This is a genomic window from Micromonospora rubida, assembly GCF_009908295.1.
GTDB classification, from domain to species: Bacteria; Actinomycetota; Actinomycetes; order Mycobacteriales; family Micromonosporaceae; genus Micromonospora; species Micromonospora rubida.
In genome coordinates, this window is sequence record NZ_JAAALO010000001.1 from 499,270 (window position 1) to 523,412 (window position 24,143).

General features: G+C 74.1%; 16 protein-coding genes. 12 read left to right on the plus strand and 4 right to left on the minus strand.

Annotated elements, in window-relative coordinates; translation table 11 throughout:
• Positions 1-529 precede the first annotated feature (529 nt).
• Positions 530-1,585, minus strand: coding sequence for an ISAzo13-like element transposase-related protein (locus tag GVV04_RS02125; RefSeq protein WP_161684025.1), 1,056 nt, complete (start codon positions 1,583-1,585; stop codon positions 530-532).
• A gap of 484 nt (positions 1,586-2,069) precedes the next feature.
• On the opposite strand from GVV04_RS02125, the gene GVV04_RS02130 reads away from it, so the two are divergent.
• From GVV04_RS02130 to GVV04_RS02165, 8 genes are read left to right on the plus strand one after another with little or no spacing between them, the layout of a single operon-like run.
• Positions 2,070-6,017, plus strand: coding sequence for a non-ribosomal peptide synthetase (locus GVV04_RS02130; RefSeq protein WP_161684026.1), 3,948 nt, complete (start codon positions 2,070-2,072; stop codon positions 6,015-6,017).
• The gene (locus tag GVV04_RS02135; RefSeq protein ID WP_161684027.1) at positions 6,014-7,006 is read left to right on the plus strand and encodes a fatty acid desaturase family protein; all 993 of its coding nucleotides are present in this window, start codon (positions 6,014-6,016) and stop codon (positions 7,004-7,006) included. The genes GVV04_RS02130 and GVV04_RS02135 overlap by 4 nt, the downstream gene beginning before the upstream one ends.
• A complete protein-coding gene (locus GVV04_RS02140; RefSeq protein ID WP_161684028.1) occupies positions 7,003-7,647 on the plus strand; it encodes a GNAT family N-acetyltransferase in 645 nt (214 codons plus the stop codon). Before GVV04_RS02135 ends, GVV04_RS02140 begins: the two co-directional genes overlap by 4 nt.
• A gap of 21 nt (positions 7,648-7,668) precedes the next feature.
• Positions 7,669-9,387 (plus strand): aspartate aminotransferase family protein, encoded by a 1,719-nt coding sequence (locus GVV04_RS02145; protein ID WP_161684029.1) that lies wholly within the window; start codon positions 7,669-7,671, stop codon positions 9,385-9,387.
• A 2-nt stretch (positions 9,388-9,389) separates the two neighbouring features.
• Positions 9,390-10,844 carry an AMP-binding protein gene (locus GVV04_RS02150; RefSeq protein WP_161684030.1) on the plus strand — a complete coding sequence of 485 codons (1,455 nt, stop codon included), beginning with the start codon at positions 9,390-9,392 and terminating at the stop codon, positions 10,842-10,844.
• Positions 10,841-11,785: an amidohydrolase family protein gene (locus GVV04_RS02155; protein ID WP_161684031.1), complete on the plus strand. Its 945-nt coding sequence runs from the start codon at positions 10,841-10,843 to the stop codon at positions 11,783-11,785. Before GVV04_RS02150 ends, GVV04_RS02155 begins: the two co-directional genes overlap by 4 nt.
• Positions 11,782-12,033 (plus strand): acyl carrier protein, encoded by a 252-nt coding sequence (locus GVV04_RS02160; RefSeq protein ID WP_161684032.1) that lies wholly within the window; start codon positions 11,782-11,784, stop codon positions 12,031-12,033. Before GVV04_RS02155 ends, GVV04_RS02160 begins: the two co-directional genes overlap by 4 nt.
• Positions 12,030-12,986 carry an amidohydrolase family protein gene (locus tag GVV04_RS02165; RefSeq protein WP_161684033.1) on the plus strand — a complete coding sequence of 319 codons (957 nt, stop codon included), beginning with the start codon at positions 12,030-12,032 and terminating at the stop codon, positions 12,984-12,986. Before GVV04_RS02160 ends, GVV04_RS02165 begins: the two co-directional genes overlap by 4 nt.
• A gap of 83 nt (positions 12,987-13,069) precedes the next feature.
• On the opposite strand, the gene GVV04_RS02170 is transcribed toward GVV04_RS02165, so the two are convergent.
• Positions 13,070-13,954 (minus strand): phenylalanine 4-monooxygenase, encoded by an 885-nt coding sequence (locus tag GVV04_RS02170; protein WP_161684034.1) that lies wholly within the window; start codon positions 13,952-13,954, stop codon positions 13,070-13,072.
• A 336-nt stretch (positions 13,955-14,290) separates the two neighbouring features.
• Here GVV04_RS02170 and GVV04_RS34250 point away from each other — a divergent pair, with 336 nt between their 5' ends.
• Positions 14,291-15,538 (plus strand): cytochrome P450, encoded by a 1,248-nt coding sequence (locus GVV04_RS34250; protein WP_161684035.1) that lies wholly within the window; start codon positions 14,291-14,293, stop codon positions 15,536-15,538.
• Here GVV04_RS34250 and GVV04_RS02180 read toward each other — a convergent pair.
• Positions 15,504-16,529, minus strand: a complete 1,026-nt coding sequence (locus GVV04_RS02180; protein ID WP_161684036.1) for a methyltransferase — start codon at positions 16,527-16,529, stop codon at positions 15,504-15,506. The genes GVV04_RS34250 and GVV04_RS02180 overlap by 35 nt on opposite strands.
• 192 nt (positions 16,530-16,721) lie before the next feature.
• On the opposite strand from GVV04_RS02180, the gene GVV04_RS02185 reads away from it, so the two are divergent.
• Genes GVV04_RS02185 through GVV04_RS02195 form a run of 3 tightly spaced genes read left to right on the plus strand, consistent with a single transcriptional unit; the run spans position 16,722 to position 22,061 of the window.
• Positions 16,722-19,889, plus strand: coding sequence for a non-ribosomal peptide synthetase (locus tag GVV04_RS02185; protein WP_161684037.1), 3,168 nt, complete (start codon positions 16,722-16,724; stop codon positions 19,887-19,889).
• A complete protein-coding gene (locus tag GVV04_RS02190; protein ID WP_161684038.1) occupies positions 19,886-20,734 on the plus strand; it encodes a thioesterase domain-containing protein in 849 nt (282 codons plus the stop codon). Before GVV04_RS02185 ends, GVV04_RS02190 begins: the two co-directional genes overlap by 4 nt.
• A 52-nt stretch (positions 20,735-20,786) precedes the next feature.
• A complete protein-coding gene (locus tag GVV04_RS02195; protein ID WP_161684039.1) occupies positions 20,787-22,061 on the plus strand; it encodes an MFS transporter in 1,275 nt (424 codons plus the stop codon).
• Positions 22,062-22,266: 205 nt separating this feature from the next.
• Here GVV04_RS02195 and GVV04_RS02200 read toward each other — a convergent pair whose 3' ends face one another.
• Positions 22,267-24,015, minus strand: coding sequence for a M28 family metallopeptidase (locus GVV04_RS02200; protein WP_161684040.1), 1,749 nt, complete (start codon positions 24,013-24,015; stop codon positions 22,267-22,269).
• Positions 24,016-24,143 lie beyond the last annotated feature (128 nt).

A 24,143-nucleotide genomic window follows, 5' to 3' on the forward strand; every position in this document is an offset into this window, starting at 1 on the left:
CAGCGAACCCAAAAATGGCAACGGGCAGTAACGTGGCGCAGGTCACTCGACAGTCGCTCCGACGGGGAATCGCGTGCGGCACATCGCCGCGATTCCTGACGCGGTTCCCCGCCCCGGCGTCACGGAACGTGCACATTGGCGTTCCGGTTCACAGATCGGGTGCCGGCAAATCCTGCCGGCTCCGTCCCGGTCGCCGCGCGCGCAAGGTCCACTCTCGACGGCGTGCCGTTTTCGGCGGCCGTGGTGGCGCCGAGCGACGGCCGGCCGAAAACGGCGACCCGGACGGCGGCGAACTGACGAGGCGCGGAGGAATCAGGGTCATTGCCGGTCGGGCCACCGCCGTCGCGTTACCCACCGCCCCGTCGGGTCGTCGCCGGCGGTCGCCGAACGCGGCGGACGTGGCTGATGTCGTATCCGGCTCAGCTCCATAGGCGCCGGGAGGCATCCCTGCCGTGGCGCGCGCCCACGCCAGGAACCCCCAGACACCCTGATCGAAGCGCTCCCGCCCGACTTCGCACCTGCGGGACGGTCACGCCTCGACGAGGTAGTTCCAGGCCGGCGGCCCCTGTGGGTCGGGAGGCCGGGCCGCCGGGCGGCGCACGCCCGACTCGGCAATGACCCGCAGCTCCACCTCGTGCCGGCTGGGCACGGCACCGGGCGGGCTGAGCAGGACGGTGGAGCGCACCTGGTCCTCCCCACGGTTCCAGCGCATCGTGTTGGCCGGCAGGTGCGACACGCAGACGGCCGCGTCGATCTCGCGGGCGAACCGGGTGAGCCCGGTCCGCCACGACGCGCCGAGGGTTCCGGCGACGTCGGCGACGAGCAGTAGCTGACGGGCCCGCTGCCGGGACTCGCTCCACCAGCCTCGGACGGTGGCCAGGGCGACGGCGGAGGTGCCGTGATCGGCGGGCTGGTCGGCCCAGCCGACGCCCCCCTCCGCGCCGACGGTCGGCAGCCCCGTCGCGGGGCCAGCCGGCCGGGGTGGGCCCACGGGCCGGCCCGGCTCGGCCCGCCGGCCGCCGAGCGCCGACTCGTCCGCCGGCCCGGCCCCGGCCGCCGGCCGCTGCCGCCGCATGGTGATCACGACGACCGGCTGGCCCGCTACCAGCCAGCCGTCGATCTGCTCGTTGACCCGGTGGAACTGGGCGTCCCGATCGAACCGCTGGCTGGCCACCAGCGGCCGGGAACTGCTCGACAGCCGGAAGCCGGCCTCGCGTAGCAGGCGGCTGACCGACCACGCCGAGACGCGATGCCCCCGGCCCGCCAGCTCCTCGGCGAGCCGCCGGGTGGACCGGGTGGTCCACTGCAGCACCGGACGGGGCTGCCCCCGGGGTTCCATGAGGCCCACCAGGGCCGTCATCAGGCCGGGGTCGGTCTCGGTGAGCCGCTTGCGACCGCCGCCCGGCCGGCGGGCCCGGCGCGACGGGGCCCCCGGCGACTCCAGTTCCTCGATGCCCTTGGAGACCGTGCTCGGGTGCACCCCCGCCGCCAGGGCGATCCGCCCGATACCCCCGCGGCCGAGGGAGCGGGCCCGCGCCGCGAGCACCAGCCGCCGCTGGCGTTCGTCGAGATGCGGTTCCAACATCCGGAACTCCTCGGCAAAACCCTTTACCCCGTCCCCGTTAGCCATCACGGCCGAAGCGTACACATCTGCATAATAGCTTATCAAGATCGTCTCGGGACGCCAATTTTCACATCCTTGAATTGACGGCTGGTGATGTGCAAAAGATCGGTTGATTGACCGACGCGGCGGTCGGGCCACCCCACCCGGCCGCTGCGCTAGCACAGCTACGACGCCTTTCGAGCCTCGCGCCGGGCACCAGAACCCATCGACGACCACCTCCGGACCAGAAGAATTCGCGCAGTTATTTCCTCGCGGACTCGGCCACCTTCACCTCACACGGGACCGGAGCCGCCGAAACTCGCCAGGCAATCCTGAAACAACCAGCCACGGCGGGCGGAAACATGCGAGGAAATAGATATTTGCCGCTGCCGCAAGTGCCGTGTTACCTCATGGGTCTGTGCGGAGCGAACTCGGGGGAACACGAACGGCTACTGGGGAGGCGTCGGTGTTGTTCGACCACGACAGGGAGGCCCGGCCGCTGCTGGGCGCCCAGTCCGGCATCTGGTTCGCGGAGTCACTGAACGCCACCGGGGCGTCCTACAGCATCGCCGACCGGATCGACATCCCCGGCCCGGTCGACGTCGCCGCCATGACCGAGGCGCACCGCCGGGTCGAGCGTGAGTGCGAGGCACTGCGGCTGCGCTTCACCGTCACCGACCAGGGACCCGCCCAGTACGTCGACCCGGACGCGTCGACCCCCCTGCGCCTGGTCGACCTCGGCGACGAGGCCGACCCGGAGGCGGCGGCGCAGCGGTGGATGGCCGACGACCTGGCCGCGCCCGTCGACCCGCTGGGCACTGACCTGTGCACCACCGCCCTGCTCCGGCTGGCACCCGAGCGCTGGGTCCTCTACCGGCGGGTGCACCACCTGACCGTCGACGGCTGGAGCCTGGCCCAGCTGCACCGGCGCACGGCCGCCACGTACACCGCGCTGATCACCGGTGGCGACCCCGGCCCGCCGCCGCCCCCGTTCCGCGTCCTGCTCGACGGCGAGGCGTCGTACCTGGCCTCCGCCCGGCTCGACCGGGACCGGCGGCACTGGCTGCGACGTCTCCCCGACCGCCGCGAGCCGACCCGCCTGGGTGGCCGGCGCGGGCCGCGTGGCGGCCCGGTGATCCGGCGCCGCGCCCGGCTCGGCCCCGACCTGATGGCCACCATGCATGCGTGCGCCCGGCGGCTGGGCGTCGGATGGTCGGAGCTGGCGATCGGTCTCGCCACGGCCTACGTGGCCCGGATGACCGGCGAGGATGAGGTCCTGCTCGGGCTGCCGGTCACCGGCCGCACCAGCCGCGCCGAGCGGGACGTGCCGGGCATGACCACCAACGCGATCCCGCTACGGGTGGGGCTACCCGCCGGCACCAGCCTCGCCGACTTCGTCGCCGGGGTCGGCTCGGAGCTGCGCGCCGGGCTCATGCACAGCCGGTACCCGGCCGCCCTGCTCGCCCGCGACCTGGGCCGCACGGGTCAGGGCCGGGCGTTCTGGGGCGCCGTCGTCAACGTCATGGGCTCCGCCGCCGAGCTGCGCTTCGCCGGGCACCCGGCGGCGGTCCGCACCCTGTCGCTGCCCGACATCGACGATGCCTCGATCGTCTTCTTCCAGCTCCCCGACGGAGACACCGAACTGCTGTTCGACGCGGACTCCGCCGCCCACCCGCCCCGGGACCTCGACGAGCACCTGCGCCGGCTCCTGTTCTTTCTGGGCGCCGCAGCCGCCGCCGACCCGGGCGAGGCCGTCGACCGGCTCCCGCTGGTGGACGAGGCGGAGCGGGAACGCCTGCTGGACTGGGGGCGCGGGCCGGTCCACGACATCCCGCCGATCGGCATGCACCAGCTGTTCGAGGACTGGGCGGACCGCACGCCCGACGCCCCCGCGCTGGACGACGGCACGACCACATTGTCGTACCGGGAGCTGGACGAGCGGGCCGACCGGCTCGCCCGGCACCTCGTCGAACGGGGCGTCGGGCCCGGCCAGGTGGTGGCCCTGGCCCTGCCCCGCTCGGCCGACCTGATCACCGCCGTGCTGGCCGTGCTGAAGTCCGGCGCGGCCTTCCTCTCCCTCGATCCCGCCTACCCGGTCGCCCGGCTGTCGTTCATGGTCGCCGACGCCACGCCCAGCCTGCTGCTGCTGCGCGCCGAGACCGCCGACCTCGGCACGGCGCTGTCCGTGCCGCACCTGCGGCTCGACGACCCGGTGCTCGCCGAGCGGTTGGCGGTGCTCGACGGCGGCCGGCTGACCGACCGCGACCGGACCCTGCCGACCTCGCCGTGGCAGCCGGCGTACCTGATCTACACCTCCGGCTCCACCGGCCGGCCCAAGGGGGTGGTGGTCCGCCACCGGGGCGTGGTCAACCTGACCGCGGCCATGGTGGACCGGCTCGGCTCCGGCCCCGGCGGCCGGACCCTCCAGTTCGCCTCGGCCAGCTTCGACGCCTTCGTCGGGGAGATGACCCAGTCCGTCCTGGTCGGCGGCACCCTGGTGACCGCGCCGGCCGAGCGGCTGACCCCCGGCCCCGAACTGGCCGCCCTGATCCGGGAGCAGCGGCTCAACGACCTCGTCCTGGCGCCGTCGGTGCTCGACGTGCTGTCCCCGGACGACCTGCCCGACGGCACCACCGTCTCCATCGTCGGCGAACTGTCCGCGCCGACGGTGGTCGAGCGCTTCGCCCCGGTGTGCCGGCTGATCAACGGGTACGGCCCCACCGAGACCACGGTCTCCACCGCGATGAGCCAGCCGCTGTCCGCCGGGCAGGCGGAGTCGCCCCCGATCGGCACGCCGCTGCGCAACCTCCGGGTCTACCTGCTCGACGAGCACCGGGCGCTCGTCCCCGCCGGCGCGGTGGGCGAGCTGTACATCGGCGGCGCCGGGGTGTCGCTGGGTTACCGGGGCGCCGAGGCACTCACCGAAGAGCGCTTCCTGCCGGACCCGTTCGTCCCGGCCGGCGACGGGGCCCGGATGTACCGCAGCGGCGACCTGGCCCGTTGGAACGCCGATGGCGAGCTGGTCTTCGCCGGCCGCGACGACGGCCAGGTCAAGCTGCGCGGCTTCCGCATCGAGCTGGGCGAGGTGGAGTCGGCGCTGGTCCGCCGGCCCGGGGTCGCCCGCGCCGCCGCGACGATCCGCGACGACGGGGCCGGCAATCGGCAGCTCGTGGGGTACGTGGTGGCCGAGGCCGGGGCGACGGTCGACCCCGGGCGGATCCGCTCCGGTCTTGCCGAGGTCCTGCCGGCCCACCTGGTGCCCGGGGTGGTCGCGGTGCTGGCCGACCTGCCGCGCAACGCCAGCGGCAAGCTCGACCGGACGGCGCTGCCGGACCCCTTCACCGTGGCGGACGCCCCGCCGGTGGCCGCACCCCGCACCGACGCGGAGGAGGTGCTGACAGGGCTCTTCACCGACCTGCTCGGCGTCCCCACGGTCGGTGCCGGAGACAGCTTCTTCGACCTGGGCGGGCACTCGCTCTCCGCCACCCGGCTGGTCGGCCGGGTCCGGGCCATGCTCGCGGTCAAGCTGTCGGTACGGGACCTGTTCCGACACCCGACCGTGGGAGCGCTGGCGGCCCACGTCGACCGGCTGCCCGTGCCGTCCCGCGGGGCCGCCGTCCTCGTACCGCTGCGGCCGGCCGGCGACCAGCCGCCGCTGTACTGCCTGCCCGGCGACGACGGCCGGGTGTGGCCGTACCGCCGGCTCGTCGCCCACCTGCCGGCGGACCTCCCGGTGCACGGGCTCCAGGGCGGGCTGACCCCGGACGCCGGCTTCGACGACCTGGTGGCCGCGTACACCGAGTTGGTCCTCGCGGCCGGTGCCGGCCGGCCGTACCGGCTGGTCGGCGTGGGGCTCGGCGGTCACCTGGCCTACCAGGTGGCGGTCGCGCTGCGGGCGGCCGGCGAGGAGGTGGGCCTGCTGGCGGTGCTGGACAGCTACCCGCCGGACGAGACGCACCCGCCCCGGGCGCTGACCGCCGACGGCGCGCTACGGGCGGTCCTCGCGCACTACGGCACTGCCGCCGTCGGGCAGGCGCCAGGGCCGGCGGACGTCGCCGCGGCGCTGCGCGGCCGGGGCGGTGGGCTCAGCGCCGTGGACGCGTCCACGGTGGAGCGGCACGCCGAGGCGTTCCAGCAGCTCAGCCGGCTGGCCCACGAGTTCGTGCCGGGCCGGTTCACCGGAGACCTGCTGGTGCTGACGACGCGCCGGGGCGGGGAGGCGGACGCGCCACCGGGGCCCGATTGGAGCAAGTACGCCGCGGGCCGGATCCGCGAGCAGAGCATCGACGGCGACCGGCCGGGTTGGCCGCTGGAGCCGCTCGGCGCGGCGCTGACCGACGCCCTGGCCGCCGACGCCGCCGACGGCCGGGCCGGGGCAGCCGAGGCGACGGCAGGAGGAGACGGCAGACCGTGAAGACCACCGATGACCAGACCCGCGTTCCACCGGCCAGCCCCGGGCCGGGGGGTGACGCGACCGGCGTCCGGCCCGGGGCGGCCACCCGGGCCGACGTACGAAACACGCTCGGGCACCTGCGCACCGAGGTCGACGGCCGCCGGTTCGCCCTGAAGCTGGCGCTGTGCGCCCTGCTCACCGGGATCGGCGCGGTGCTGGCCACCCGGCCGCACCTGGCGGCCCGGGTGCCGGGGGTGATCCTGCTCGGCTGCATGTTCGCGCACGCCGCGGAGTTGCAGCACCAGACGCTGCACGGGCTCGGCTTCCGGGGGCGGCGGGCCAACCGGTGGGCCGGGGTGCTGCTGGGCCTGCCGATGCTCATCTCCTTCTCGGCCTACCGGGCCACCCACCTGCGCCACCACCGCGACCTGGGCACCCCGGCGAACCGGGAGTTCTTCGACTACGGCGACCAGTACGGCGCGGACCGGCCCCGATCGCGGACGCGGGTGGGGCGGGACTGGCTGGTCCGGTTCTCGATGCTGCACCACTACGGGATGTTCCTGGTCGACGCCGGGCGGGCGCTGCGCGGGGCCGACCACCCCGGGGAGACCGCCACCACCTCCCGCCGGATCCGACACGAGCACCTGCTCGTCGTGGCCACGCTGGTCGCCCTGACCGCCGTGTCGGCGCTGGTCGGGTCGGCGCTGGTGGGATGGCTGTGGCTGGCCCCGCTGCTGCTGGTGGCCGGGCCGGTGCACGCCACCGTGGAGCTGCCCGAGCACTTCCGGTGCGAGACGCTGAACGAGGACCCGTTCGCCAACACCCGCACGATCCGGTCGAACCGGCTGATGACCTGGTTCACCAACGGCAACAACTTCCACGTCGAGCACCACCTGATGCCGAACCTGCCGATCGAGCGGCTGCCCGACCTGCACCGGCAGGTGCGGCACCGGCTGCTGCACTTCCACCCGAGCTACGTCGACTTCTTCCGCACCCTGGTGCGCCGGTGAGCGCCCCGCCGTCACCGCCGGTGACGTTCCAGCTGGCCGAGTCGCCCGCCGACCGGGCCGCCGTGCTGCGGCTGCGCGACGAGGTCTACGTCCGAGACCAGGGACGGCTGCTCGACGCCACCGACACCGAGGCCACCTTCGACCGCTTCGACCCGTACGCGCACTACATCCTGGCGGTCGCGGGCGACCGGGCGGTCGGCACGGTCAAGGTGATCCCCGACCAGGAGGCCGGGCTGCCCTGCGAGGACGTGGTGGACCTCGGCGCGCTGCGGCCCGGCCATCGGCTGGTGGAGTTCGGCCACCTGATGACCCTGCCGACCATCCGCAACCAGTCCATCGGGATGGGGCTGATGCGGGAGGCGCTGGTGCACAGCGTGTCCCGGTTCGCGGCCACCCACGTCATCGGGGACTTCTTCGTCGACGGCGAGTCCGGCCGGCTCCGGGACTTCTACCTGGAGCTGGGCTTCGTGCCGCTGGGCGAGCCGTACCCCGACGAGCGGTTCGCCGGGTCGCCCCTGAGCGCGGTGGCCTACCTCGACCTGCCCGCGGCGGTTCGCCTCTCGCGCACCGGGCCCGGCCGACAGAACCGCCTGCTCCAGTACTTCTTCGCCGACTACGACTCGTACGCCGGCGCCCGCTAGCGCCGAAGGGAAGGACGAGGGTTGCGCACAGATCGTCAGCTGCTGGCCGAGGCGAAGACGGCCCACAACCATCCCACCTACTCCACGATGTCCTTCGTGATGGGCTGCGGGGTGCAGGGGCCCGGCTCTGGCGCCCACGTCAGCGACGGCGCGGGCAACCAACTGCTGGCCCTGTTCGACCAGTACGGCAACCAGTCCTTCGGCTACTCCCACCCGCGGATCGTCGAGGCCGTCGCCGACCAGCTCGCGACCGGCCGACTGAACAGCACCAAGATCCTCTTCGAGGAGGAGCAGATCCGGCTGACCAGCCGGCTGGCCGAGCTGACCGGCGGCCGGCTGCCGTACTCCTACCTGGCCAACGGGGGCGGGGAGAGCATCGACAACGCGCTGAAGCTGGCCCGGGCGGCGACCGGGCGCTCCGGCTTCGTCACCGCGGTCGACTGTTTCCACGGCAAGACCCTCGCCGCGCTGAGCGCCTCCGGCCGGCCGGAGCACGCCGCGCTGTTCAGCCCGTTCCTGGAACGGTTCCGCCAGGTGCCCTTCAACGACGTAGCCGCCCTCGCCGACGCGGTGGACGGCGACACGGCGGCCGTGCTGCTGGAGCCGGTGCAGGCCGAGGGCGGGGTGATCGTGCCCGACCCCGGCTACCTGACCGAGGTGCGCCGGATCTGCGACGAGGCCGGGGCGCTGCTGATCCTGGACGAGATGCAGACGGCGTTCGGCCGCTGCGGCACGTTCTTCGCCCACGAGCGCTTCGGCGTCACCCCCGACCTGGTCTGCATCGGCAAGGCCTTCGGCGGGGGCGTGCTGCCGATCTCGGCGGTGCTGGGCAGCGCGGATGTCTGGCGGACGCTGCGGGCCCTGCCGTCGACCTTCGGCTCCAGCCTGGGCGGGAACCCGCTGTGCTGCCGGGTGGGTTCGGTGGCCATCGACATCGCCACCGACGAGTCGTTCCTGCGCGGGGTCGACGCGCACGGGGAAACCATCACCGACCGGCTCACCGCCCTGGTCGAGCGACACCCGGCGGTGCTGGCCGCGCACCGCGGCGTCGGCATGATGCACGGCCTGGAGTTCCACGACGAGTCGCTGGGCGGAATGGTGCTCAGCCTGCTGCTGCGGCACGGGGTCACCTCGACCTACTCGCTGTACCACAACCGGGTGCTGCGGGTGCAGCCGCCGATGGTCATCTCCGCCGCCGACCTGGCGCGCGGGCTGGACGTGCTGGAGATGGTGGTCGCCGAGGTCGACGCGCGGCGGCCGGCGGGCGCGGACCGGCCGACCGTGCCCTGTTCCCCGGTCATGCGCAGCGCGGTGCTGGCGGCGTCGCCCGGGCGGTTGCGGGCGCTGCTGCGCCGCCGGCCGCACCTGCTCGACCCCTTCGCGCTGGACGCCGACCGGGAGACCGGGCCGGGCCTGGAGGAGGAGTTCGCGGGCACCCTGGGCCACGACCGGGTGGTCTGGGGCGACCGGGTCGAGCCGACGGCGGAGGGCGTCGACCTGCGGGCGGTGCCGGACTGGCTGTGGCGCCGGCTGGACCGCTCGGTGCGGGTGCGTCCGGTCGAGGGCGACGAGGACCGGTGCGCCGTGGAGGTACGCGTGGATTGGGACACCGGCTCCGGGGCGTACGAGCCGCTGCTGGCCGGGCAGCTCGGCCCCTTCGTCACCGACCGGCTGCACACCCTGCTCACCCAGCTCGGCCGGCGTACCGGCGCGGCCGAGACGACGACGGCGAGGACGTGACCATGAACCTGGCAGAACTGACGGCCCGGTACCGCCACCGCGAGACCGCGCGGATCGTGGAGATCGACACCGGTGGGGGGCGGCGGGAGCTGACCCACGCGGAGCTGGGCGTGGCCGTCGAGGACCGGGCGCGCTGGCTGCGCGACGCCGGGGTGGGCGCCGGCCGGCGGATCGGCATCCGGGCGTCGAACAGCATCGACTGGGTGACCTGGGACCTCGCCGCCCTAGCGGTGGGGGCGGTGGTGCAGGCGTTCCCGGACGAGACCGAGATCGACGACCGGGCGGCGTTCGCGGCCCGGCACGGGCTGGCGGTGCTCGTCGACGGCGACGCCGTGCACCGCGCCGAGCCCGCGCCACCGGCCGAGGAGGTTCCCGGCGACCTGCACAGCCTGGTCTATTCCTCGGGCACCTCCGGCGCGCTCAAGGGGCTGCGGATCAGCCGGGCGGGCACCGAGTACGTGATCAACCGCTTCGTCGACAGCTTCGCGGTCACCCCGGCGGACCGACACCTGATCTTCCTGCCGCTGGCCAACTACCAGCAGCGGCTGTCGGTCTACTGCTGCCTGTGGGTGGGCGCGGACCTGGTGCTCTCGCCGTACCAGCGGGTCTTCGCCGCGATCCGGCAGGAGCGGCCGACCTTCGTCATCGCGCCTCCGGTGTTCTACGACACCGTCCTGCAACTGCACGCCCGCACGGCGGCCGGGACGCCGCTCGGGGAGTTCCTCGGCGGCCGGATTCGCTTCATGATCACCGGAATGGCGCCGATCTCCCGGGCCACCCTGGACGGCTTCCGGGCCGCCGGGGTCCGGCTGCTGGAGGCGTACGGGATGACCGAGAGCGGGATGATCGCCTGGAACACCGAGGACGCCCAACGGGTCGGCACGGTGGGCCGGCTCATCGACCCGGACGCGGTCACCTTCCTGCCCGACGGCGAGTTGCTGATCCACCGGCCGGCGCCGCTGAGCCTCGGCTACTTCGACGTGGAGCCGGCGGTCGCGGCGCAGACGTTCCGCCCCGACGGCGCGATCGTCACCGGCGACTACGGCCGGCTCGACCCGGACGGCTTCCTGACCCTGGTGGGGCGCAAGAAGGACGTCATCACCCTGGGCAACGGCCGCAAGGTGCACCCGGCGGAGATCGAGGGGCTGTTCGCGGGCGTGCCGGGGATCGCCGACCTGATCGTGGTGTCCACCCCCGCGCAGCGGCTGGGCGCGATCGTCACCCCGGTCGTCGACGGCGACGGGGAGCGGGCCGCGATCCGCGACGGCGTCGCCCGGGTCAACGAGCGCCTCGACGGGCACCAGCGGATCAGCGGCGTGGCGTTCAGCGCCGAGCCGCTGCGCAGCGACCGCCGGTTCCTGACCGCCAACATGAAGCTGAGCCGGACCGCGGCGGCCGACTGGTTCGCCGGGCAGGCCGACGCCGGCCCGCTCACCGCTGGGGCCCGCTCCGCATGATCGTCGACTCACACGTGGTGCTCGCCAGCGACCGGGTCATCCCCCGGGAGTACCTGGAGGAGCAGGCCACCAACATGCACCACCGGCTGAGGGCGCACGGCCGGGACGTCGGCCTCGGCCCGGTCACCGACCGGCTGCTGGCCCTGCACTCCGACCACGACGGCGACCGGCTGGTCGCCGAGATGGACTCCGCCGGTGTGTCGCTGGCCTTCCTGGTGGCGGCGGACTTCTCGCACGTCTCCCCCCGGGCCCTGCCCCCGGCCGAGCTGGCCCGCCTGCACGCCGCGGTGTGCCGCCGCCACCCGGGGCGGTTCCGGGTCTTCTGGGGCGTCGACCCGCGCGCCGGGCCGGACGGCCCCGCCCTGTTCGAGCGGCACGTCACCGACCACGGGTTCGCCGGGATGAAGCTGTACCCGCCGGCCGGGTACTCCCCGAGCGACCGCCGGCTGTACCCGTACTACGAGATCTGCGCGGCCCGCGGCCTGCCGGTGCTGACCCACACCGGCCCGGGTTGGGCCCCGCTGGACTTCACCCTCGGGCCGCCGCTGCTGGTGGACCAGGCCGCGCGGGACTTCCCGGGGGTCGACTTCGTCCTCGGCCACGGCGGCGTCACGCACGTCGAGGAGGCGTCGTACCTGTGCGCCCACCGGCCGAACGTGTACCTGGACGTCAGCCAGTTCCCGGCCATGCTCGCCGCGGAGGGCTGGGCGGAGCACCTGAACCGGCTGTTCCGCAGCGGAATCAGCCACAAGATCCTGTTCGGCACCTGCTGGCCGTCGTTCCGGATGTCCACCTCGCTGCCGGCGGTGCTGTCGGCCTTCACCCCGGACGCGGTCTTCGCCGGCGTCCGCCCCTCAGTACAGAAAATGATCATGGCGACTACCGCCCTTCGTCTGGTCGGCGACAGCGTCGCCGCCGTCACCCCGGGAGGCCACCAGTGACCGTCGACACCGAGGCGCTGCACGCGGAACTGATCGAGTGGGTCCGTTCCTGGAACGAGGACGAGTCGACGGCCGAGGTCGACCTGGACACGCCGTTGCTGGCCAACGGGCTGCTCGACTCGATGGGAATGGTCGCGTTCGTGTCCCACCTGGAGGAACGCACCGGCAAGCCGTTCGACTTCAGCACCTACATGCCGGGGCCGACCGCGTCGATCCGCACCCTGCTGGACCACTGCCTCGGTCGATGATCCTCGACGGCCACTGCCACGTCGCGTCCACCGACTTCGTCCCCCGGGCGTTCATCGAGGACGTCGTCGACAGCATGCGGCGGCGGTTGGCCGCCGTCGGCCGGGCGCCGGCCCGGGAGGCGCTGGTCGACTCGTACCTCGCCCAGCACCAGGACCACGACGCCGACCGGCTGGTGGCCGAGATGGACGCCGCCGGGGTGGCCCGGGCCGTGCTGCTGGTGCCCGACTTCGGGATGGTCATGGCGGGCCGGCTGGACCTGGCCGCGATGGCCCGCCGGCACCACGAGATCCGGCAGCGCCATCCGGGCCGGTTCTGGGTCTACCTGGGCGCGGACCCGCGCCGGGGCGAGCGGGGCGCCCGGGAGTTCGCCGACCTGGCGGACCGGTACGCCGTCGACGGGCTCAAGCTGTACCCGCCGTGCGGGTACTCCCCCTCCGACCCGGCCCTCTACCCCTACTACGAGGAGTGCCGGGCCCGACGGATGCCGGTGTTCGTGCACATCGGACCGACCGCCCACAGCCTGAGCTTCCCGTTTGCCCACCCGCTGCTGATCGACCGGGCGGCCCGGGACTTCCCGGACCTGGTCTTCGTGCTCGGCCACGGCGGGGTCAGCCACGTGGACGTCACCGCGTACCTGGCGCTGCACCGGCGCAACGTCTACCTGGACACGGGCGGCTTCGCGGGGACGCCGGACGGCGACTGGCCGGCGCGGCTGAACCGGCTGTTCCGGCTGGGCCTCAACCACAAGATCATATTCGGCACCGACTGGCCCCTCAACCAGCTCTCCGGCGGGATGCGGCGGCTGCTCGACCGGGTGGTCCACGGGCCGGAGGTGTTCGCCGGGGTGCCCCACGGGGACCGGGCCCTGCTGCTCGGGGAGAACCTGCTGCGCGTCTTGCCCCCGGCGCCGAACCGCTCCGGCCGGGAGGCCGGGGCCGGGGCGGCGTCGTGACCCCCGATCCGGCGAGCCGGCACACCCGGGGCGGCCACCGCCCGGCGGGCCCGGCAGGCCCGGCGGGACGGCGGACGGCCGGCTCAGCCCCGGGCCGCGCCGGTGGGTGCGCCGCAGCGCACCTCGTCGAGGAACCCGTCGAGGAACGCCTCCAGGTCGTCGAAGGAGTCCGCGCAGAACAGCACCGGCTGGTAGTCCTCCACCCGGTAGGTCAGCGCGCTCATCTCGGCGGCGTCGAGCGGGCGGATGTCGGCGGCCTCCCGGAACTGCTCCAGCTCCCCCACCGACGACAGCAGGCTGGCCCCGCAGGCCCGGATCTCCCCGTCCTCGCGGACCAGGCCGTACTCGAGGGCGAACCAGAAGACCCGGGAGAGCGCGGCCAGCGACTCGCGGTTCTCCGCCCGCCGAGCCGCCTCGCCGACGCGCAGGTAGATGCCCGCGAGACGGTCGTTGGCCAGCGCGCTGCCGTGCCCCACCACCTCGTGGATCATGTCGGGCTCGGGGGAGAACCGGGGCATCGAGCAGTGCCGGATGTACTGGGTGGCCTGGAACAGCCCGTCGGCGAGCGAGCCGTAGAAGTCCCGCATCTCCACGATGCCGGCCGCCGGGCGGAACCGGAACCCGGTCAGCTCGGTCAGCCGCGCCGAGGCCTCGCCGAGCTGGGGCAGCCGGTCCGTCGGCAGGTCCAGCCGGCGGACGCCGTCGAGGAACTCCCGGCAGGCGTAACGCTGGTGCTTCTCCCGCAGCTCGGCGCCGACCAGCCGCCACAGCTCGTGCTCCTCGTCGGTGTACCGCACGTCCGGGACCGGCTGACCGGGCACGTGGTCCAGGGCGAGCTTCGCGATCCGTGCGCGGTGCCGCTGGTACGCCTCGTCGTGGCGCCCAGGATGCTCCTCCGCGAACAGCACCGACACGTGCCCGTTCTCGGTCCGGATGACCGGCGAGTACAACGTCGCTTCCTTGAACATCGTCGCTTCCTTCTCACGCCCCCCGGGCGTGCGTCGAAGAACCACGGCACGTCGGCGCGGCCCGGGGCGTGCCGGCGTCGGCGCGATGTGCGCCCCCCGCGACGGACGAATGCTTTTCCGCTGCCGCACACGAACCCTTCCCGGCACCGCGCGGATGGTCATATGAGCCGAGCATAACCAGTCGAGCCCAATCGACGCAGTGAGAGAAAATAAGTGGGTGAATCCGCTCCGGAACAATTTTCCGACGCGAGCGGCAGCACAATGCTACCCATATTTCCCGCCACCGTTCCGGCGCCGGGCACCACCGCCGCGACCGCCACCGAATTGGGAGAGCCCGTGACCACGCAAACCCCACCGGCCACCGCCGCCGGGCCGGACTTCGACCCGACCGACCCGCGGCAGTTCACCGGGGACCGGCACCTGGCCCTGTGGCGGCAGGCGCGGGCCCGGCACCCCGTCGCCTGGCAGCCCACCGCCGACGGCGGCTTCTGGTCGGTCACCGGCTACCGGGCCGGGGACGAGGTGGTCCGCCGCCCGGCGGTGTTCACCTCCACGCGCGGGATGCGGCTGGGCAGCGCCCCCGAGGCCGTCCGGGCCGCCACCGACCGGATGCTGGTGGTCTCCGACGGGGCCGCGCACCGCCGGCTGCGCACCGCCCTGGCGTCGTGGTTCACCAGCCGGGCCCTGGCCGGGCTGCACGACGACCTGCACCGGCGGCTGACCGGGCACCTGGCCGGCCTGATCGGGCGCGGCACGGCGTTCGACGCGGTCGGCGAGCTGACCACGCTGATCCCGGCGTGGGTGCTGCTGCGGATGATGGGCGTGCCGGCCGAGGACTGGGACCGCCTCACCGGGCTGACGATCCAGGCCTTCGACGACTCCGACACCAGCCCCGGGGCCCTCGCCGACCGGGTCGAGGCGCACACCGAGATCTTTCTGTACTTCGGCGAACTGCTGGACAGCCGCCGGACGGAGCCGGGCGACGACATGGTCAGCGTGCTCGCCGGGGCCGTGGTCGACGGCAGGCCGCTGACCGACGAGGAGATCATCCTCAACTGCGACGGCCTGCTCAACGGCGGCCTGGAGACCACCCCCCACGCGGCCTCCGGCGCGCTGCTGCTCTTCGCCGAGCAGCCCGAGCTGTGGGACCGGCTGCGCCGGGAGCCGGAACTGACCGACCGGGCGGTGGAGGAGATCCTGCGGCACACCTCGCCGCCGATGCACGCGATGCGGACCGCCACCACGGCGACCACGCTCGGCGGAGCGCGGATCGCCGCGGGCGACCGGGTGGTGGTCTGGTTCCCCTCCTGCAACCGGGACGAGGAGGTGTTCGCCGAGCCGGACCGGTTCGTGCCCGACCGGTCGCCGAACCCGCACCTCGGCTTCGGCGCCGGCCCGCACTACTGCCTCGGCGCCGCCCTCGCCCGGATGGAGCTGCGCTGCCTGCTCGACGTGCTGCGGGACCGGGCCGAGGGCTTCGCGGTCGCCGGCGCGGTGACCCGCCAGCCGTCGAACTTCCTCAACGGGCTCAGCCGGCTGGATCTGGCGGTCACGCCGGCCGGCCGCCCCGGTGGGCCTCGATGACGTGCATGCCGGGCGGCCCCGCGACCGTGCCGTCCAGCGCCCAGCCGGCCTGCTCCAACAACGCCCGGTACTGCCCGAGGGTGCGCTCGCGCGCCCCGTCGTACAGGACCATCATCACCACGTCGGACCAGGCCTGGGTCGGGGCGAGCGGGCCCTTCTCCGGCAGCAGGTCCTCGAAGAGCCGCAGCCGGGCTCCGGGGGCCGCCGCCTCGGCCAACCGGGACAGGATCCGGGCCACCGCCGCGTCGTCCCAGTCGTGCAGCACCCGGGAGAGCAGGTACACCTCGGCGGCCGGGGCCCGGTCGAACAGGTCGTGCGGGAGCACGTCGCACCGGCCGGCGAGCCCGTGCCGGTCGAGCCGCTCCCGGGCCCGGGGCAACACCTGCGGCTGGTCCAGCAGCAGCCCGCGCACGCCGGGGGCCGCCTCGAGGACCGCCGTCAGCAGCACCCCGCTGCCGCCGCCGACGTCGGCCACCGTGCCGCCGGCGGGCCAGTCCAGCAAAGGCACGCAGGGCAGCGAGAGTAACCGGGCCTGCTCGGCCATCGCCTCGCTGAAGACCGCCTGGCGGTCCGGCCGCGCGGCCAGGTACGCCCAGAACCCCTCCCCCAGCGCCGCCGGGGCGGCCGGCCCGCCGGTGCGCAGCGTGTCCACGAGCCGGTGCGCCACGTCCGAGACGCCGAGCGTGGCGAACGTCGCCCGCAGCGACATCGGGTGGTCCCGGCAGAGCAGTTCGCCCCGGTCGGTGAGCCACGCCTCGTCGGCGCCCGGGTCGTACCCGACGATCTCGTGGCACTCCAGCAGGCGCAGCAGCCGGCGGAATGCGTCGGCGTCCAGGCCCAGCTCGGCGGCCACGCCGGTGACGTCCCGGGGGCCGTCGGCCAGCCGGTCGGGAACCTCCAGCCGGGCCATCGCGCAGATGGCGTGGAAGGCCAGGCCCTGCTGGTACACGTCGAACAGCGCCGCGATTTCCGCTATCGGTTCCCGGTACACCAGAATTCGCCCCCATAATCCCTCGGAGGCCGCCCGTTGCAAGCGGCTCCGGTCAATGTCGATACGCGTTCGCGGATCGTACCGCGCGGGCGCTGGAGACACGACCGCCGTTTTCCGGCGCCGTTGCGAATTACGCACGACGCCGTCGGCGGGTACCCGCATGATCCGTCGATCCATGAAAGGATGCCGATGATGACGTCCCCCACCACGACATCGGGCACTGCGGCCGACGAGGCCACCCCGGCGCCGCTGCCGCTGTCGTTCGCGCAGGAGCAGCTGTGGCTGGTGGACCAGCTCACCCCGGGCGAGTCCACGTACAACAGCCCCCTGTTCTACCGGTTGCGGGGCCCGCTCGACGTCGTCGCGCTGCGCCGGGCGGTCACCGGGCTCGTCGCCCGCCACGACGCGCTGCGGACCACCTTCGGCGCCCGCGACGGCGTGCCGTACCAGACGATCGCCCCGCCCGCCGACGTGCCGATCGACGTCGAGCCACTCTCCGGAGACCACGCCGCCCGGGAGGCGGCCCTGGCCGAGGCGCTGCACGACGAGGTGGGCACCCCGTTCGACCTGCGACGCGGGCCGCTGTACCGGTTCCGGCTGCTGCGGGTGGCCGACGAGGACCATCTGCTCTGCCTGACACTGCACCACATCGTCACCGACGGCTGGTCGACCGGGCTGCTCCAGCGGGACCTGGGCGCGCTCTACCGGGCCGCCGTCGAGGGGCGCCCGGCGAACCTCGCCCCGCCCCGCGGCAGGTACGCCGCGCACGTCCGGTCCCAGCGGGCGCGGGCGACGCCGGAGGCGCTGGAGGAGGGTCTGGCGTACTGGGCCGGGGCGCTGCGCGACCTGCCGACGCTCGACCTGCCCGGCGACCGGCCCCGACCGGTGGTGGCCAGCCAGCGCGGCCGGGCCGTCACCCGGGAGGTGCCGGCCGGCCTGGTCGGCCGGCTGCACCGGCTCTGCCGGGAGCGGGGGGTGTCGCCGTTCATGGCGTTGACCGCCTCCCTGGCCACGGTGCTGGCCACCCACGCCGGGCAGGAGGACCTGCCGCTGGGGGTGCCGCTGCTCGGCCGCGACGAGCCGGAGCTGGAGGACGTGGTCGGGCTCTTCGTCAACATGGTCGTGCTCCGCCTCGACCTCACCGGCGACCCGACCTTCACCGAGCTGCTCGACCGGGTCGCCGAGGCGAACCTGTCCCTGTACGACCACGCCGACGTCCCGTTCGAGAAGGTGGTCGAGCGGGTCCGGCCGGTGCGCGACGAGGCGCGCAACCCGCTGTTCGGAGTCTGCGTCCAGCTGCTCGGCGAGGGCACCACGGGCGGCGGGCTGGAGCTGCCGGGCGTCGCCGTCGAGCTGGTCTCCCCGCCCTCGACGCGCGCGCCTTTCGACCTCTCGGTGGACTTCACCGCCGCCGGTGACCGGCTGACGGTGCACGTCCAGTACGCCACGGACCTGTTCGACGACTGGCGGATCGAGGCGCTGCTCGACCACCTGTCGCGGGTGCTGGACGCCGCCTGCGCCGACCCCGACCGGCCGCTGTCGGCGTTGCCGCTGCTCTCCGGCGAGCAGGAGCGGGCGCTGCTCGACCTCGGCGACGGCGGTCCCGCTCCCGCCCACGACGAGCCGCTGGACGCCCTGATCGCGGCGGTCGCTGCGGACACGCCGGACGCGGTGGCCGCCGTCTGCCGGGGACGCGAGCTGACGTACGGCGAGCTGCTGCGCCGGGCCGACGGCATCGCCGCCGAACTGGTCCGCCGGGGGGTGGGGCCGGACCGGGTGGTCGCCGTGGTCGCCGACCGGGACCTGGACGTGCTGCCCGCCATGCTCGGCGTGCTGCGGGCCGGGGCGGCCTTCGCGATGCTGGACCCGCAGCACCCGGCCGCCCGGCTGGAACACCTGATCCGGGACACCGCCGCCCCGGTGGTGCTCACCCGGTCCACCCTGCTCGACCGGCTGCCCGCCGCCGTGGGCTGGGAGCCGGTGCTGACGGACCTGACCCCGCAGGCCCCGCCGGCCGCCCCGCGCAGCACCGCCGACGCGCTGGCCGCGGTGGTCTACACCTCGGGCTCGACGGGCCAGCCGAAGGGGGTGGCGCTGGAGCACGCCGCGCTCGCCTGCTTCGTCGCGCACTACCGGCGGCGGCTCGACCTCGGGCCGGCGGACCGGCTGCTCCAGTTCGCCGCGCTGACCTTCGACGTCGCGCTCGGCGAGATCCTCACCGCGCTGACCGCCGGCGCCACGCTGCTGCTGGTCTCCCCGGAGGAGGGCTCGTCCCCGGACGAGGTGGCGGCGCTGGTCCGCGACCGGCGGGCGACGTACCTGGGGCTCACCCCGACCATGCTGGCCAGCCTCGAACCGGGGTCGTACCCGGACCTGCGAGCGGTGATGAGCGTCGGCGAGGTGCTACCGGCGGAGCTGGTCAACGCCTGGAACCTGCCGGGCCGCCGGCTGGTCAACCTGTACGGCCCGACGGAGGCCGCCGTCGGCTGCACCGACCACGAGTGCGCGCACGACCGGTGGCGCTCCGCGCCCCCGATCGGCCGGCCCCACCCCGGGCGGCGGTTGTACGTCATCGACCGGTACGGCCGGCTGGCCCCGCACGGCGCCAACGGCGAGCTGCTCATCGGGGGCGCCGGGCTGGCCCGGGGCTACCTCGGTCAGCCGGAGCTGACCCGGGAACGGTTCGTGCCCGACCCGTTCCGCCCGGACGGCCGGGTCTACCGCAGCGGTGACCTGGTGCGGTGGGACGCCGACGGCCGGCTGGAGTTCCTCCGCCGCCTCGACGACCAGGTGAAGCTGCGGGGGCTGCGGATCGAGCCCGGTGAGGTCGAGGCGGCGCTGGCGGCCCTGCCCGGGATCCGCCGGGCGGCGGTGGCGGTCCGCCCCGACGCCCGTGGTGAGCCGTGCCTCGTCGGCTACCTCGCCGTGGACGGGACGCCGCCCGCGCCGGCCGAGCTGCGCGCCCGGCTCGGCACGCAACTGCCCGCCCACCTGGTGCCGGCCGTCTGGGTGATGCTCGACGAGCTGCCGCTGACCACGTCGCAGAAGATCGACCGGACGGCCCTGCCCGACCCGGGGCCCGCCGACCCGGGCTTCGCCCGCGGCACGACCGCCCCGGCGACCGCCACCGAGCGGGCGCTGGCCACGATGTTCGAGGAGGTCCTCGGCGTCGCCGGGATCGGCGCCGACGCCGACCTGTTCACCCTCGGCGGCAACTCGTTGCAGGCCATGCGGCTGATCAGCCGGATCAACCGGGCCTTCGGCGTCAAGCTCCAGCTCCGGCAGATCTACGGGGCCGCCACGGTGGCCGACGTCGCCGCCCTGGTCGACCCGCCGGGGCACGGGCGGGCGGGGCGATGAGCGCCGACGCCGCGGCAGTGATCGCCATGACCGATGCCACCGGGGGCCCGCCGCTGTGCTGCGTACCGGCCGTCTCCGGCTCGCCGTACCCGTACCTGCCGCTGGCGCGGCTGCTCGACGACCAGCCGATCGTCGCGCTGGAGGCCCCCGGGTTCGAGGACGACCGGCCCCCCGCCGGGTCGCTGGCGGAGCTGTCGGCCGGGTACGTCGAGGCGCTGCGCCAGGCCCGACCCGGGCCGGCCTACGCGCTGCTGGGCTGGTCGATGGGGGGCGTCGTGGCCCTCGACATGGCGCACCGGCTGCGCCGGGCGGGGGCGCGGGTGCCGGCGCTGATCCTGGTCGACAGCGCGCTGCCCGCGGCGATGCGCCACCCGGTGGGGCTGCGACGGGTGGCGAGGTTCGTGGTGGACCTGCTCGCCGCCGGAGGCGTCGACACCGCTGCCGTGGCCGCGGTGCTGGCGACCCTGCCCGCCGACACCCGGCCGGGGGCGGCGTTCGAGGCGCTGGGCCGGGCCGGGGTGCTCCCCGAGGACCTCGACGGATCGTTCCTGGACAGCCGGTACCGGCTGTTCGAGGCGCACCTGTCCGCGCTGATCGCCCACCGGCCGGTCGAGGGGTACCCCGGCCCCGTCACCGTGGTCCGCGCCGCCGACACGCCGGCCGAGCTGATGCGCTGGGAGCGGATCGCGGGAAACGTCACGCAGGTCGTCGTCCCGGGCGACCACTACTCGATCTGGCGAGGAGGTGGCCTGGCCGCGCTGAGCACCGTGGTGCGCCGGATCCTGCACGGCATCCGGCGTCCCGATGCGGCGTCCGACCCGGACGAACCGCACCACGACCAATGACCGATACCCCCCGCTCAGGGCGCCCGGGCGCCCCGGAAGGAACGGCTGACGAATGTCCTCCAGCACCTGGCGGCGCGTGATCGTGCTGCTGGCCCTCGCGCTGTCCGCGTTCACCTTCAACACCACCGAGAACCTGCCGATCGGCCTGCTCTCGCTGATCTCCGACGACCTCGACGTGTCGCTGTCCTCGGTCGGCTACCTCGTCACCTGGTACGGCCTCACCGTGGCCGTGATCTCGCTGCCGTTCGCGCACGTGAGCCGCGGCTGGCCCCGGCGGTACGTCCTCAGCGGCGTGCTGGCCGTCATGGTGGTGGCGACCCTGGTGTCGGTGCTGGCCGACTCGTACTGGGTCCTGCTCACCGCCCGGGTGGCCACGGCGCTGGCCCAGGCGCTGTTCTGGGCGGTGCTGGCCCCGGTGGCGGTGGGCCTGTTCTCCCCCGCCGTGCGGGGTCGGGTGATCGCGGTGATGTCGGTGGGCGGCTCGCTGGCCACCGTGCTCGGCGTGCCGGCCGGCACGTGGCTGGGCCAGCAGGGCGGTTGGCGTGCGCCGTTCCTGGCGCTGACCGCCCTGGGGGTGCTCGCGCTGGTGGTGATCGCGGTGCTGCTGCCGACGACCCGACCGGAGGACAGCCACGGCGCGTACGCCTCCGCCCCGCACACCGGCCGCTTCGTCATCGTGCTGGCCACCACCGCCGTCTCGGTGACCGGCATCTTCGCCGGGTTCACCTACGTGGAGCGGTTCCTCACCACCGTGACCGGCTTCGCCCCGCAGACGGTGAGCGTGATGTTGTTCGTCTTCGGCCTGGCCGGCATCGTCGGGGTGAGCGGGGTCGGCCCGCTTCTCGACCGGTTCCCGCACGGTTCGCTCGTGCTGACGGTGGGGTTGCAGGCGGTCGCGCTGACCGGGCTGTACCTGTTCGCCGACGTCAAGGCCGCCGTGATCGGCCTGCTCGCCCTGCTCGGCGCCTCCGCGGCTCCGGTGTTCATGGCCACCCAGGCGCGCATCCTCCAGGTCGCCCCGGGGCGGACCGAGCTGGGCTTCGCGGCGAACTCGGCGGCGTTCAACGTGGGCATCGCGGGCGGCGCGCTGATCGGCGGTGTCGCGCTGTCCACGGTGGACACCAGGGGCACGTTCCTGGTCGGCGCGGTGCTGACCTTCGTGTCGCTGGCCATCGTGCTCGCCGAGCGACTACTCCCGGGCGAGACCACCCCGGCACAGGCCGCTCCGGCACAGGCCGCTCCGGCACAGGCCGCTCCGGCACAGGCCGCTCCGGCACAGTTGAATCCGGCGCCGCCGACGCCTGAACGGGCCGCCGAGGCCTCCTGAGTCGTCCCGGGGCCACCCGGCCCACGCCGCGTCGGCCGCCGGCCCCACCCCGGGCGGGCCGCCGGGGGTGGGGCCGGGCCATCCCTGCGGAAACGACGGCCGGCCGTCGCGGCGGGCAGCCGCGACGGCCGGCGGAGGTCGACGTGAGCCGGTGGAAGGGAACCCCGCCGTGGCGCAGGCGCTGGCGGGGCCCCTTCCGCTCCGGTCAGCTGGCGGTGAGGGTGACGTCGTCGACGACGAAGCTGGTCTGCAGCGAGACGTCCTCGACGCCGGTGAACTTCAGGGTGACCGTCTGCCCGGCGTACGCGGCGGCGTTGAAGGTGCGCTGCACGTAGCCGGTGGCCTTGTTGAGGTTCGAGTACGTCGCCAGCGTGGTGCTGCCGACCTGGACGGTGAGCTTGTCGTACGCCGTGGAGGTGGTGGTCTCGGTGGTGTCGATGTGCAGCCAGAACGACAGCGTGTACGTGGTGCAGCCGGCCGGGACGGTCAGCGACTGGGACAGCGTCTCGGTGTTGGTGCTGCCGCTCCCGTTGAGCCACGCCTTGTAGGAGCCGGTGCGGGCGGCCTGGCTGGTGGAGTTGGTGATCACGCCGGAGGACGCGGTCCAGACGGTGGCCCCGCTCTCGAAGCTGGAGTTGCCGACCACCTGGCCGCCGGCGCAGCCACCGGTGCCGGTCACGGTGATGCTGTAGGTGGCGGTGCGGGTCGCCGACCCGGTGCCGGTGACCGTGATGGTGTACGTGCCGGTGGCCGCCGTCGAGGAGGCCGCGACGGTCATCGTGGACGAGCCGCCGGAGGTGACCGACGACGGGCTGAACGACACGGTCACCCCGCTGGGCGCGCCGGAGGCGGACAGGGCGACGGTCTGGGCGCTGCCGGAGGTGGTGGCGGTGGAGACCGTGGCGGTGGTGGAGGCACCCTGGGCGACGCTGCCGGAGGTCGGGCTGACCGCGACGGAGAAGTCGTTGGTCGGGGTGCCGCTGCCCACCGCCTGGTCCCAGATCGCGTACGCGATGCCGTCGGCGCTGCGGTTGAGCCCGGTGGCGTTGACGTTGCTGGTGGTGTCGCAGGACGCGTGGTAGCAGGGGTCGTACGCGGCGTTGGCCGTGCCGCCCCACTTGGTGGCCTGCGCGCTGGTCTTGCGGGCGCTGGCCCCCATCGCGTACCCGGAGGTGGGGATACCGCCCTGCTGGAACGAGTAGTCGTCGGAGCGGCCCTGGCCCTCGACGTTCTCCTCCGGCGCCAGGCCGAGGGAGTCCCAGTACGCCTTCAGCGGCGCGGCGGTGGTGGAGGTGACCCGGTTGATGAAGTAGCCGCCGTTGGTCGAGGCGACCATGTCGAAGTTGTAGTACCCCTTGATGTAGCCCTTCTGGGCGGTGGTCAGCGAGTTGACGTAGAACTTCGAGCCCTGCAGGCCCTGCTCCTCGCCGTTCCACCAGGCGAACCGGACCCGCTTGGTCATGGTCGGGTTCTGCTGGGCCAGCACCAGGGCGTTCTCCAGCAGCACCGAGGAGCCGGAGCCGTTGTCGTTCATGCCGGGGCCGGCGGAGACGCCGTCCAGGTGGGAGCCGAACATGACCACCTGGTCGGCCGGGGCGGTGCCGGGCCACTCGGCGATGACGTTGTTGCCCTGGTAGGTGCAGCTCGTGCAGGTCTGCTCGGTGACCGTGTAGCCGGCGGCCTGGAGCTTGCTCTTGACGTAGCTGACCGAGGCGGTGTAGCCGGCCGAGCCGGCCCGGCGGTGGCCGCTGTTGCTGGTGGCGATGCTCTGGAGCTGGGTCAGGTGGGCCTGGACGTTGGTCACGGAGATGTCCGGGGCGGCCAGCGCGGCGAACGCCGGGGCGGGGGCGGCAGGGGCGACGGGGGCGGCGGCGGCCGGCAGCGTCGCCGTCGACGCCGTCAGCGCGACGGCGGCGGCGAGCGCGATGCCCGCGGTCAACGTTGTGCGTCTCATGATGCTCCTCGGTGCAGGTCGGGGGTTCGTGCACCTGGGCGTGACCGGACCCCGCGCGCAGGGGGTGGGCGGCGGGGTCCGGCGGCGTCCGGAGGGGCGCCGCGACGTTCGTTCCAGGGAAGCAAACA